Raw genomic sequence first — 12574 nt, 5'->3', positions numbered from 1 at the left:
CTTATCCCCGTGCGATTATTAAATAGAAGGGAGCAACTTTATGACAAGCGGTCTGGATTAGCTATAATGCGCAACAATTTTCTTTTTGGTGATAAGTACGATATGAACTCTCTGTTTGCCAGCACGGCGCGTGGACTGGAAGAACTGTTAAAAAGCGAACTGGAAGCGCTGGGCGCTCACGCCTGTAAAGTAGTGCAGGGTGGGGTACATTTTCAGGGTGACGATCGTCTTCTGTACCAAAGCTTGCTGTGGAGCCGTCTGGCCTCACGTATTTTGCTGCCGCTGAATGAATTCCGCGTGCACAGCGATCTGGATCTGTATCTGGGTGTGCAGGCGATCGACTGGACTAACATTTTCGGCGTGGATAAAACCTTCGCCGTGCATTTCAGCGGCGTGAACGAAGAGATCCGCAACAGCCAATATGGTGCGTTGAAGGTTAAGGACGCCATCGTCGACAGCTTCACTCGCAAACTCGACCAGCGTCCGACGGTTGCGAAGCAGCAGCCGGATATTCGCGTCAATGTGTTCCTGCAGCGCGATATGGCCAGCGTGGCGCTCGATCTGAGCGGTGAAGGCCTGCATCAACGTGGCTACCGTGATCTGACCGGCCAGGCACCGCTGAAAGAGAGCCTGGCGGCGGCGATTGTGCAACGTTCCGGCTGGCAGCCGGGGACTCCGATGCTTGATCCTATGTGTGGCTCGGGGACGCTATTGATCGAAGCGGCGATGATAGCTTCCGATCGCGCTCCGGGTCTGCACCGTCAACATTGGGGCTTTACCGCCTGGAATGGCCATAACGTCGATCTGTGGCGCGAAGTGATCACCGAAGCGCAGGTCCGTGCACGCCGTGGCTTGCAAGAAACCACCTCACGTTTCTTCGGTTCTGATATCGATCGTCGGGTGATTGAAATGGCGCGCGGCAATGCCCGTCGTGCAGGCGTTGCCGAACTGATTACCTTTAACGTCAACGACGTCGCCAAACTGACCAATCCACTGCCGGAAGGCCCGACGGGCACCGTAGTGTGCAACCCGCCGTACGGCGAGCGTCTGGAAAGTGAACCGGCGCTGATCGCCTTGCATAATATGCTGGGCCGTATCATGAAGAGCGCATTCGGCGGCTGGCAGTTGTCATTGTTCAGCGCATCGCCGGAACTGCTGAGCTGCCTGCAACTGCGTGCCGAACGCCAGTTCAAGGCCAAAAATGGCCCGCTGGACTGCGTGCAGAAAAATTACCAACTGGCGGAGAACCCACAGGGCTCCGGCGGTATTCAGGTAGCGGAAGATTTTGCCAACCGCCTGCGCAAGAACCTGAAGAAGCTCGACAAGTGGGCCAAACAGCAGGGCATTGAATGCTATCGCCTGTATGATGCTGACCTGCCGGAATACAACGTGGCGGTAGACCGCTACGGCAGCAAGGTGGTGGTACAAGAGTATGCGCCGCCGAAAACCATCGATGCGCAGAAAGCGCGTCAACGTCTGTTCGATGTGATCAATGCCACGCTGGCGGTGCTGGAATTGCCGTCCAATCAGTTGATCCTGAAAACCCGTGAGCGCCAGAAAGGCAAAAACCAGTATGAAAAACTGGCGCAGAAGGGTGAGTTCCTGCTGGTGGAAGAGTTTAACGCCAAGCTGTGGGTGAACCTGACTGACTATCTCGATACCGGCCTGTTCCTCGACCACCGTATTGCTCGCCGCATGCTGGGTGAGATGAGCAAGGGCAAAGACTTCCTCAACCTGTTCGCCTATACCGGCACCGCCAGCGTACACGCCGGATTGGGTGGCGCGCGCAGTACCACCACGGTGGATATGTCGCGTACCTATCTCGAATGGGCAGAGAAAAACCTGCGCGTTAACGGCCTGACCGGCAAACAGCACAGATTGATCCATGCGGATTGCCTGTCATGGCTGCAAAATGCCGACGAACAATTCGACGTGATCTTTATCGATCCGCCGACCTTCTCCAACTCCAAGCGGATGGAGAACACTTTTGACGTTCAGCGCGATCACCTGGTGCTGATGCAAGATTTGAAACGGTTGCTGCGTCGTAACGGGACCATCATGTTCTCGAACAACAAGCGCGGTTTCCAGATGGATATGGCCGGCCTGAGCGCCCTGGGTCTGGAGGCGAAAGAAATTACCGCCCAGACGCAGTCGCAGGACTTTGCCCGTAACCGTCAAATTCATAACTGCTGGCTGGTTACCCACGCCAGCGAAGGAAAATAATTACTATGTCGTTAATCAGCATGTCCGGTGCCTGGCTGTCATTCAGCGATGCGCCGCTTTTAGATAACACCGAAATTCATATTGAAGACAACGAACGCGTTTGTCTGGTTGGGCGTAATGGCGCCGGTAAATCCACGCTGTTGAAGATCCTCGGTAAAGAAATTCCGCTGGACGATGGCCGGGTGATTTACGAGCAAGATCTGATCGTTGCGCGTCTGCAACAGGATCCCCCGCGCAATATCGGCGGGACAGTATTCGATTTCGTGGCCGAAGGCGTGGCCGAACAGGCGGAACACCTGAAGGCCTATCACGCGATTTCGCACTTGGTGGAAACCGATCCGAGCGAAAAAAACCTGACGCGTATGGCGCAGATTATGGAAATCCTCGATCACCAGGGGCTTTGGCAACTCGACAGCCGCATCAGCGAAGTGTTGCTGCAGCTGGGCCTGAACGGGGACGCTGAGCTTTCCTCGCTGTCCGGCGGTTGGCTGCGTAAAGCGGCGCTGGGACGCGCGCTGGTCAGCTCTCCACGCGTATTGCTGCTGGACGAACCGACCAACCACCTGGACATTACCACCATCGACTGGCTGGAAGGCTTCCTGAAAGAGTTCCAGGGCAGCATCGTGTTCATTTCCCACGACCGTTCCTTTATCCGCAACATGGCGACGCGCATTGTCGATCTCGACCGTGGCAAGCTGGTGTCCTGGCCGGGCAATTATGATCTGTATCTGCTGAGCAAAGAAGAAGCGCTGCGCGTAGAAGAGCTGCAAAACGCCGAATTCGACCGCAAGCTGGCGCAGGAAGAAGTGTGGATCCGTCAGGGCATCAAGGCGCGTCGTACCCGTAACGAAGGCCGCGTACGTGCGCTGAAGGCATTACGTAACGAGCGTTCAGAACGTCGTGAAGTGATGGGCACCGCCAAAATGCAGGTTGAAGAAGCGGTACGCTCCGGCAAGATCGTGTTCGAGATGGAAGATGTCAACTATCAGGTCGGCGGCAAAGTGCTGGTGCGCAATTTCTCCGCTCAGGTGCAGCGCGGCGACAAGATTGCCCTGGTCGGTCCGAACGGCTGCGGCAAGACGACCTTGCTGAAGCTGATGCTTGGCCAGTTGAAGGCCGACAGCGGTCGCGTACACTGCGGCACCAAGCTTGAAGTGGCCTACTTCGACCAGCACCGCGCCGAACTGGATCCGGAACGTACGGTGATGGACAACCTGGCAGAAGGCAAGCAGGAAGTGATGGTCAATGGCCGTTCCCGTCACGTACTGGGCTATCTGCAGGACTTCCTGTTCCATCCGAAACGCGCCATGACGCCGGTGAAAGCATTGTCAGGCGGCGAGCGTAACCGTCTGTTGCTGGCCAAGCTGTTCCTGAAGCCAAGCAACTTATTGATTCTCGATGAACCAACCAACGATCTTGACGTCGAAACGCTGGAGCTGCTGGAAGAGTTGATCGATGGCTATCAGGGCACCGTGCTGCTGGTGAGCCACGATCGTCAATTCGTCGACAACTCCGTGACCGAGTGCTGGATCTTTGAAGGCAACGGCGAGATCAGCACCTTTGTCGGTGGTTATTACGATGCGCACCACCAGCGCGCAACGGCAAAACCTATTCGCCAGGTCGCGGCTGAACAGAATAAGCCGGCGGCGGAGAAAAAGGCTGAACAGCCCAAGAAACCGGCGGCTAAACTGAGCTATAACTTGTTACGCGAACTGGAACAGTTGCCGCAACGCCTTGAACAGCTGGAAGCGGAAATTGAAGCACTGCAGGCGCAAATGAGCGATGCTGATTTCTTCACGCGCCCCCACAGCGAAACACAACAGGTGTTGACGGCGCTGGCTGCCGCCGAAGGAGCGTTGGAAGAAGCCTTCGCCCGTTGGGAAGAGTTGGAAGCGATGAAAAACGGCTAACCGTTGAGAATACCGTCCGCGCGCTGCTGCGGACGGTATTGCCGTACCGGTGAGCGACGTTGTTAAGGAGGATTATGGTGTGTTCCCACGAGAATCACGAGCAGCACAGTCACGCAACACACGCAAAACAGCAACAGGACAATCTGATGCTGTGTCCACAATGCGACATGTTGGTGGCCTTGCCGCCGCTGGCATATGGTTCAAAAGCGGTATGCCCGCGTTGTAAAACGACCCTCAGCTCCCGCTGGCAGGAACCGCGCAAGCGGCCAATCGGCTATGCACTCAGCGCATTGTTCATGCTTCTGCTGGCGAATATTTTCCCGTTTATCAATATGCGCGTTGCCGGCCTCGGTAACGAAATCAAACTGATCCAGATCCCGCAGGTGATGGTGGCGGAAGACTACGCCAGCATGGCCACGTTGTTTATGGTGTTCGTACAGTTGATCCCTGCATTCTGCATGGTGGCGATCATTGTGCTGTGTGCCCGAGTGCGTATCCCCCTTGGCCTGAAAGAGTGGATGGCCAAGATGCTGTTCCAGTTTAAAACCTGGTGCATGGTGGAGATTTTCCTCGCAGGGGTGTTGGTCAGCTTCGTCAAGCTGATGGCCTATGGTGATATCGGTATCGGCAGCAGCTTTGTGCCTTATTGCCTGTTCTGCCTGCTGCAGGTGCGCGCCTTCCAATGTGTCGATCGCCGCTGGTTATGGAATGACATTGAACCTGCACCGCGGCTCGATCGTCCAATGCAGGTTGGGCACATCGGGTTGCGCCAGGGCCTGCGCTCTTGCCAATGCTGTACGGCGATTCTGCCGGCCGAGATGACCCGTTGTCCGCGTTGCCACACCAAAGGTTATGTCCGTCGTCGCCACAGTTTGCAATGGACATTGGCACTGCTTGTCACCTCTATCATGCTGTATATTCCGGCTAATCTGCTGCCTATTATGGTTACCGAAGCCCTGGGCAACAAAATCACCTCTACCATCATGGCCGGGGTGATCCTGCTGTGGGGCGAGGGATCTTATCCGGTGGCGATGGTGATCTTCATCGCCAGCATCATGGTGCCGTCGTTGAAAATGTTGGCGATTGGCTGGTTGTGCTGGGATGCTAACGGCAGGCATAAACCCCGGGCTGATAGCGAACGGATGCACCTGATTTATGAAGTGGTTGAATTCGTTGGCCGCTGGTCAATGATCGACGTGTTTGTGATTGCCGTGCTTTCGGCATTGGTACGGATGGGACAATTGATGAGTATTTATCCTGCTACTGGCGCACTGCTGTTCGCCATGGTGGTGATCCTCACTATGTTTGCTGCCATGACGTTTGACCCCCGGCTGACCTGGGATCGCGTAAATGAAACAATAAAAAAGGAGCCGCAAGGTGACGGAAAATAATCATAGCGTCGCGGACGTTGAAAAGATCAAGCGCTGGTCGCCGGTGTGGATTATCCCCATCGTCACTGCGCTGATCGGCGCCTGGATCCTGTTTTACCATTTCAGCCACCAGGGGCCTCAGGTGACGCTGGTCACCACAACCGCTGAAGGTTTGGAGGCGGGTAAAACCAAAATCACCAGCCGTAGCGTTGACGTCGGTGTAGTGGAAACCGTGACCCTGAGCGATGACCTGAGCAAGGTGGTGGTGCAGGCTCGGTTAAACTCCGGCATGGAGAAATTGCTGCGCGAGGATACCGCCTTCTGGGTGGTGAAACCGCAGATTGGCCGTGAAGGTATTTCCGGTCTGGGTACGTTGCTGTCTGGTGCTTACATCGAGCTGCAGCCGGGCAAAAAAGGCAAAGAGAAAAACGATTACCAACTGCTGGATGCACCACCGTTGGCTTCTCCGGACGCCAAAGGGTTGCGCATCATACTGGACAGTGAGAAATCGGGGCAGTTGAATGCCGGCGATCCGGTATTGTTCCGTGGCTACCGCGTTGGCTCGGTAGAGACCAGCTATTTTGATCCGAAAATGCGCGCCATGCGCTATCAGCTGTTCGTCTCCGCTCCTTACGACCAACTGGTGACCAGCAACGTTCGCTTCTGGAAAGACAGCGGCGTGGCCTTCGACATGTCCGCGCAGGGGATGCGGGTAGAAATGGGATCCCTGGCTACGCTGTTCAGCGGTGGCGTCAGCTTTGACGTGCCGGACGGTTGGGATCGCGGTGAGCAGGTAAAAGAGAAAACCGAATATCAGCTGTTCGATAACCAACGCAGCATCCAGGATTCGTTGTACACCGTACACAAAGATTACCTGATGTTCTTCTCCGACTCGATCCGTGGCCTGCAGCCGGGGGCGCCAGTTGAGTTCCGCGGCATCCGTTTGGGGACCGTGGCGCAAGTACCATTCTATAAAGAAGGTATGATGCAGCGTCTGGATAACGACTACCGGATCCCGGTGTTGATCCGCATCGAACCCGATCGCTTCCAAAAACAGTTGGGCGGCAATTTCGATATTGAAGGCCATCTGAAAGATGCTGAATCTCGCGGTATGCGTGCTGCGCTGAAATCTGCCAACCTGCTAACCGGTTCACTGTATATCGATCTGGATTTCTATCCGCAGGAGAAACCGTGGAAAGGGCCGCGTGAGCTGTTTGGTTATCCGTTGATGCCGACCACCAGCGGCGGTCTGGCGCAGATCCAACAGAAACTGATGCAGACCTTGGATAAGATCAACGCGATGCCATTGAATCCGATGATCAATGAAGCGACCAAGACCCTGGCGGAAAGTCAGAAAACCATGAAGTCGACGCAACAGACCATGAAATCGTTGAACGACATCATCGCCAGCAAAGAGATGAAGGCACTGCCGCAGGATATGCAGAAAACGCTGCAGGAGCTGAATCGCAGCATGAAAGGCTTCCAGCCAGGTTCACCGGCCTACAACAAGATGGTCGGCGATATGCAACGTCTCGATCAGGTGCTGCGTGAGTTGCAGCCAGTGCTGCGCACTCTGAACGAAAAGAGCAACGCGCTGGTATTTGAAGCCGCGGGCAGTAACGATCCTCAGCCGAAGAAGGCCAATAAATGATGAAATGGATTCCTGTAGCCCTGGCGCTGGTACTCAGCGCCTGTAGCAGCACACCACAGAAAACCTATTACCAACTGCCGGCGCTGGGTGCGCCGACACAGGTGAGCGGCGGTGAGACTTCTCGCCAACTGTGGTTGGAACACGTCACCGTGGCGGATTATCTGGCGCAGAACGGGGTGGTTTATCAAACCAATGATGTGCAGTACGTTATTGCTCAGAATAACCTGTGGGCCAGCCCGCTCGACCAGCAGCTGCAGCAAACGCTGGTCACTAACCTGAGCAGCGCATTGCCGGGCTGGGTGGTCTCCTCCCAACCGATGAGCAGCGATCAGGATGTGTTGAACGTGACGGTCAGCGGTTTCCATGGTCGTTTTGATGGCAAGGCGATTATTCGTGGCGAATGGGTGCTGAGTCATCAAGGCAAGCTGACCAAACGGCCATTCAGCCTGGAGCTGAAACAGGGCGAGGATGGTTACGATGCGTTAGTCCGTACCTTGGCGCAAGGCTGGCAGCAAGAGGCGCAGTCCATCGCCTCGCAGGCCGGTCGTTTTTAGTCATAATTTGGACTAAAAAGGTCTAATCCCTTCCGATGAAAAATATTAAAACTTTTCGTCGGGAGGGATTTTTATTTTATTTCAATAAGTTAACCTCTTTCCCGGCATATCAGCCACTTAGCCAATTCTGCGTGTGTAGCTCACAAATATGACATTGGCGTGAATTTTGCGCATTGATCTTCCCTTCATTTAGCGCTATTGCTTATACGTGGCTGCACAAAAAGCAGCCATTGTTTTCTTTCCACCAGACCAAATATGAGGGAAACGAGGCATGAAGAGACAGAAACGCGATCGTCTGGAAAGGGCGCATTCACGAGGTTATCAGGCAGGTATCTTAGGGCGTTCTAGGGAATATTGTCCCTACCAATCATCTGTGGACGCCCGGTCTCAATGGCTGGGAGGTTGGCGAGAAGCCATGGAAGACAGGGCTGTGACCGCTTAAGCGGCTCTCTGTCAAAAAAAAGGAATAACCTCCGCTCCGGGCGGAGGTTTTTGTTTAAACAGTCTTATTCCTGCCAGCGTTTCAGCAAGATACTCGCATTCACGCCGCCAAAGCCAAAGCCGTTCGACAGCGCGTAGTTGATGGTCATTGGTTGCGCTTTATTGGCCACCAAATGCAATCCCTCGGCCGCCGGGTCTGGATTATCCAGATTCAGCGTGGCTGGTGCGATCTGATCGCGCAGTGCCAGCGCCGTAAATATGGTTTCCAGCCCGCCTGCAGCCCCGAGTAAATGTCCCGTAGCAGATTTGGTCGACGTGATGGCTATGCTGCCCCCGGTACCGAACAGGTGTTTAATGGCGTTGATCTCACCCAAATCACCGACGGGTGTTGAGGTCGCGTGGGCATTCAGGTGCTGAATTTGCTCCGGTGTGACACCGGCCTGTTTCAGCGCAATTTTCATTGCGCGATAGGCGCCGTCACCGTCTTCAGCACCGGAGGTCATGTGGTAGGCATCGGCACTGGTACCGTAGCCGACAATTTCTGCCAGTGGTGTGGCACCACGCGCCAGCGCATGTTCCAGCGTTTCAATAACCAACATGCCGGCACCTTCCCCCATGACAAAACCGTTGCGGGCACTGTCGAATGGCCGGGAGGCTTTTTCTGCCTCTTCAGGTGACGTCGTGGACATGGCGCGCGCTGCGGCAAAGCCCCCGAGGCTGACGGTGTCGATTGCGGCTTCTGTACCGCCACACAGCGCGATATCGGCCTCATCGTTACGAATCATGCGTACCGCGTCACCAATAGCCTGGACGCCTGCTGCACAAGCGGTAACGGGGGCACCGATCGGGCCCTTGAACTGGTGCTTAATAGACACATGACCGGCCGCCAGATTGACCAGGAACGAAGGAATGGTAAATGGCGAAAGGCGTTTGGCACCCCGGCTGTCGGTGGTACGCACCGCGTGAGCAATCGCCGGAAAGCCACCGATACCGGAGGCAATCACGGTTGCGGTGCGCTCCTGCTTATCTTCCGTATCCGCTGTCCAGCCTGCCTGACGAATAGCCTCATCGGCCGCCGCCATCGCCAGCAGAATAAAGCGGTCCATTTTCTTTTGGTCTTTTGGCGGTACGGAGCTGTCGGGGTCAAAACCTGCCTCGGCGTCCTGCTCCAGTGAAGGCACCTGCCCGCCGATTTTAACCTGCAGGTCGGCAACGATCTCTTCCGGGAGCGGACGAATACCGGACTGGCCATTCAGCAGACGCTGCCAGATAGCCTCTACGCCGCATCCCAGTGGCGAAACGGCGCCCATGCCGGTAATGACTATACGACGACTGTTCATAGTGACTCCTTGGATGATTCGGGGGGGAATGCAGAAAGGTTCTGCTGCATCAGGGCCGCGCGTTGGCGCATACCGTCGGTCGCTGCCGGCCCTGGCGCTAAGGTAATATTATGCAGCGCGATAGGCTGCCGGGTAATGCTGTCGATCAGTTCTACGCGTATTGGCTGCCCGGTACGGCGGTCGACCAGTTCCGCGCTAATGCCGTCATCGGCCAGATGGGTATTTCCCCAATGGAACAGGGCCGCGAGCACTGGGAAGAAATCCTTGCCGCGTTCGGTCAGCAGATACTCATACCGTATCGGCCGGGTTTGATATCGCTGCTTATGCAGGATACCGCTTTCCACCAGGTATCTCAGGCGTCGGGTCAATATGGTGGGCGAAAGCCCCAGGCTTTGCTGGAATTCATCAAACCGCGATAGGCCATGGAACGCATCGCGAAGAATCAGGATACTCCACCATTCTCCCACGCGGTCCAGTGAGCGGGCTACTGGGCATGGCATGTTGTCAAAACGGGTTTTCTGCATGGCATACCTCCTGGTAACTACAATAATTGTAGTTACTATTTAGCCGCCATGAACCTGGGGTTTAAAAGCACAGGGCACGATAATGGCGGGGAAATAAAACGGCGACCGGGAAGGGCCGCCGTGACTGCGATTAGAACGCAGCAGTGTCCTTGAACAGGCCCACTTTAAGATCGCTGGCGGTGTAAATCACCTGGCCGTCGACCAGAACTTCACCATCAGCCACACCCATAATCAGCTTACGGATGATCACGCGTTTGAAGTTGATGCGGTAGGTGACTTTCTTCGCAGTCGGCAATACCTGGCCGGTGAATTTAACTTCACCCACGCCCAGCGCACGACCTTTGCCTTCGCCACCCAGCCAGCCGAGGTAGAAGCCTACCAACTGCCACATGGCATCCAGACCCAGGCAGCCTGGCATCACTGGATCGCCGATAAAGTGGCAACCGAAGAACCACAGGTCAGGATTGATATCCAGTTCCGCTTCCACATAGCCTTTGTTGTGGGTACCACCGTCTTCGGTCATCTTGACCACGCGGTCCATCATCAACATGTTACCTGCCGGCAACGGCGGGCCGCCGGCGCCAAACAGCTCGCCACGGCCGGATGCTTCGAGGTCTTCTTTCGTATAGGAGTCGCGTTTTTCTACCATGTTCTCAGTAAACCTTATTTTAATGAAGGGCGCAGATTAGCTTACACGTGTACGCTGAACAAGTCCGATCAGCCGTGGTTGAACCAGTTGAGCCAACGAAGTGGCCACGGCCAGCGCCGGCGTTCCTGCGGATTCACCTGTGCAATCCGTTCCTGAATCGCAGCCAACAGATTAGGTTGCTGTTCATCAGAGTAAGGATAACCGGTGAGTAATGGCAAGGCCTCTGCGGCGCTGTCGACGGCCCACAGATGGAATTGCCCCTCGCGCACCGCATCGACTACGTCCTGGCGTAGACACAGGTGGCGCACGTTGGTAGCGGGCATGATGATGCCCTGTTTGCCTGTCAAACCGCGACGTTGGCAAACTTCGAAAAAGCCTTCGATCTTCTCGTTGACGCCGCCAATAGGCTGTACATTGCCGAATTGGTCGACGGAGCCGGTTACCGCAATTTGCTGGGTAATTGGCTGCGACGAGAGTGCACTGATAAGCGCACATAACTCGGCCAGTGAGGCGCTGTCGCCATCCACTTCGCCGTAAGATTGCTCAAACACGATTGAAGCCGAGAAGGGCAGCGGCTGGTCCAGTTCCAGTTCGGAAATCAGGAACGCCTGCATAATCATCATGCCTTTAGCATGCAGATTGCCGCCAAGTTCGGCTTTGCGCTCGACGTCGGTAAATTCGCCATCGCCAAGATGCACCACACAGCTGATGCGAGATGGTTCGCCAAAGCTGCGTGGGTGGCCAGGATATTCCAACACCGACAGGCCGTTGATCTGGCCGACGACTTCCCCCTCGGTTTCAATCAGGATTTGGCCCAGCTCAATTTCATCCTGCATCCGCTCTGCGAGGTAGCTTTCACGCCACTCGCGGGCATTCAATGCGGCTTCGAATGCTTTGGCGGTGATGCTCTCTTCCTCGGCATACAGTGCCGCTTCAGAAAGTTGTTGGCTGATCCACAGCGGGGAGAGCGGCAGATTGCCCTGATCGCCGCTGTGACGCACGGCTTGAACCATTAACGGATACCAGGCATCGGCGGCCAGCGGTGGTAATTGCTTCTCGTCGATAAGGGCATTGACGTAGCCACACCATTGCACCATGTCATCGATTTCGGTGAGTTGCAGATCTTCTTCGTATTCGCCGTAGACCGCCTGCTCGCTCAGCTCCGGCTCGATATCATGGAAATCGGCCAGACCGTGGCGATCGCCCACAACGATTAGCCGTAATTCCAACGGCATCGGGGGAATGGCAATCGGCAGCGGTCGCGTTTCATCCGGGGAAACCCAATGGAATTGGCGCTGGGTGATCATTTGCTTCAACCGCAGCCACAGTAACGGCTGAGCCAGCAGGGAACGTGCCGACAGGATCAGCACGCCACCGTTGGCTTTATGCACCAGGCCAGGTTGCAAGCTGATTTCATTGTTGTGGATCCTGACGCAGCCAAACAGCTGCTCCGGCTCAATCCACTCCTGAAACACACAGGCGCCACCGGCCGCAAAGGCTTCATCACCCTGGCTTGCGGGCTCAACGCTGACTTTGCTGCCCTGGATCACATAGTGACTGCCCTTAAACGCGGTATTCTGCGGTTGCAGTTGTTCAACTGCCTGGGCTATCAATGCCAGATACTCACGCGTTTCCTGCGCTTTCAACAGCATGAAACGCGGTGGCGACTGTGGATGGCAAAACAGCGTCAGTGCATTTTCCAGCCGAGGCTGAATGGAAGCAAAGGACACGGGCGCCAACTGCGCGGCGGTATCAAATATCGCTTGATAAGGCGTAACGTCCGGCAACAGTGATTGCCATTCAAGTCGGTTATTGGTCAAAGTGTTAGATGCAATCGTCAAAAAGGGAAAGGGCGATTATACAAGAATAATGACAGCTTGATACATGCAGAGTCGTAGTTGGTGTCAGGGAG

10 protein-coding genes are annotated in these 12574 nt (G+C 55.4%); 6 read left to right on the top strand and 4 right to left on the bottom strand.

Annotated elements, in window-relative coordinates:
* Nucleotides 1–102: 102 nt before the first annotated feature.
* From rlmKL to rmf, 6 genes are all read left to right on the top strand, one after another.
* Nucleotides 103–2223, top strand: a complete 2121-nt coding sequence (gene rlmKL / locus AC1RKC_RS05055; RefSeq protein WP_144408541.1) for a bifunctional 23S rRNA (guanine(2069)-N(7))-methyltransferase RlmK/23S rRNA (guanine(2445)-N(2))-methyltransferase RlmL — start codon at nucleotides 103–105, stop codon at nucleotides 2221–2223.
* 5 nt (nucleotides 2224–2228) lie between these two features.
* A complete protein-coding gene (locus tag AC1RKC_RS05050; protein ID WP_046373980.1) occupies nucleotides 2229–4133 on the top strand; it encodes an ABC transporter ATP-binding protein in 1905 nt (634 codons plus the stop codon).
* A gap of 74 nt (nucleotides 4134–4207) precedes the next feature.
* The gene (gene pqiA, locus AC1RKC_RS05045; protein WP_020826165.1) at nucleotides 4208–5524 is read left to right on the top strand and encodes a membrane integrity-associated transporter subunit PqiA; all 1317 of its coding nucleotides are present in this window, start codon (nucleotides 4208–4210) and stop codon (nucleotides 5522–5524) included.
* Complete coding sequence (gene pqiB, locus AC1RKC_RS05040) at nucleotides 5511–7154, top strand: intermembrane transport protein PqiB (RefSeq protein WP_020826166.1); 1644 nt, start codon at nucleotides 5511–5513, stop codon at nucleotides 7152–7154. Before pqiA ends, pqiB begins: the two co-directional genes overlap by 14 nt.
* Nucleotides 7151–7708, top strand: a complete 558-nt coding sequence (gene pqiC / locus AC1RKC_RS05035; protein ID WP_044549599.1) for a membrane integrity-associated transporter subunit PqiC — start codon at nucleotides 7151–7153, stop codon at nucleotides 7706–7708. Before pqiB ends, pqiC begins: the two co-directional genes overlap by 4 nt.
* Before the next feature lie 271 nt (nucleotides 7709–7979).
* Nucleotides 7980–8150 (top strand): ribosome modulation factor, encoded by a 171-nt coding sequence (gene rmf, locus AC1RKC_RS05030; RefSeq protein ID WP_071827009.1) that lies wholly within the window; start codon nucleotides 7980–7982, stop codon nucleotides 8148–8150.
* A gap of 64 nt (nucleotides 8151–8214) precedes the next feature.
* Here rmf and fabF read toward each other — a convergent pair whose 3' ends face one another.
* The 4 genes from fabF to AC1RKC_RS05010 form a co-directional block, all read right to left on the bottom strand.
* Nucleotides 8215–9489, bottom strand: a complete 1275-nt coding sequence (gene fabF, locus AC1RKC_RS05025; RefSeq protein WP_115059244.1) for a beta-ketoacyl-ACP synthase II — start codon at nucleotides 9487–9489, stop codon at nucleotides 8215–8217.
* Nucleotides 9486–10013 (bottom strand): winged helix-turn-helix transcriptional regulator, encoded by a 528-nt coding sequence (locus tag AC1RKC_RS05020; RefSeq protein WP_115059242.1) that lies wholly within the window; start codon nucleotides 10011–10013, stop codon nucleotides 9486–9488. Before AC1RKC_RS05020 ends, fabF begins: the two co-directional genes overlap by 4 nt.
* Before the next feature lie 130 nt (nucleotides 10014–10143).
* Complete coding sequence (gene fabA, locus AC1RKC_RS05015) at nucleotides 10144–10662, bottom strand: bifunctional 3-hydroxydecanoyl-ACP dehydratase/trans-2-decenoyl-ACP isomerase (RefSeq protein WP_012006178.1); 519 nt, start codon at nucleotides 10660–10662, stop codon at nucleotides 10144–10146.
* A 68-nt stretch (nucleotides 10663–10730) separates the two neighbouring features.
* Nucleotides 10731–12482, bottom strand: a complete 1752-nt coding sequence (locus tag AC1RKC_RS05010) for an AAA family ATPase (protein WP_170868509.1) — start codon at nucleotides 12480–12482, stop codon at nucleotides 10731–10733.
* Nucleotides 12483–12574 lie beyond the last annotated feature (92 nt).

The sequence above is a fragment of the Serratia sp. GW822-FHT06E05 genome (assembly GCF_058799445.1).
This window is presented reverse-complemented; position numbering and strand designations above follow the sequence as displayed.

Coding starts and splice junctions, on each gene's coding strand:
- AC1RKC_RS05020 (WP_115059242.1), bottom strand. CDS start 10,013: ATGCAGAAAACCCGTTTTGACAACATGCCATGCCCAGTAGCCCGCTCA.
- pqiA (WP_020826165.1), top strand. CDS start 4,208: ATGGTGTGTTCCCACGAGAATCACGAGCAGCACAGTCACGCAACACAC.
- fabF (WP_115059244.1), bottom strand. CDS start 9,489: ATGAACAGTCGTCGTATAGTCATTACCGGCATGGGCGCCGTTTCGCCA.
- rmf (WP_071827009.1), top strand. CDS start 7,980: ATGAAGAGACAGAAACGCGATCGTCTGGAAAGGGCGCATTCACGAGGT.
- fabA (WP_012006178.1), bottom strand. CDS start 10,662: ATGGTAGAAAAACGCGACTCCTATACGAAAGAAGACCTCGAAGCATCC.
- rlmKL (WP_144408541.1), top strand. CDS start 103: ATGAACTCTCTGTTTGCCAGCACGGCGCGTGGACTGGAAGAACTGTTA.
- AC1RKC_RS05050 (WP_046373980.1), top strand. CDS start 2,229: ATGTCGTTAATCAGCATGTCCGGTGCCTGGCTGTCATTCAGCGATGCG.
- pqiC (WP_044549599.1), top strand. CDS start 7,151: ATGATGAAATGGATTCCTGTAGCCCTGGCGCTGGTACTCAGCGCCTGT.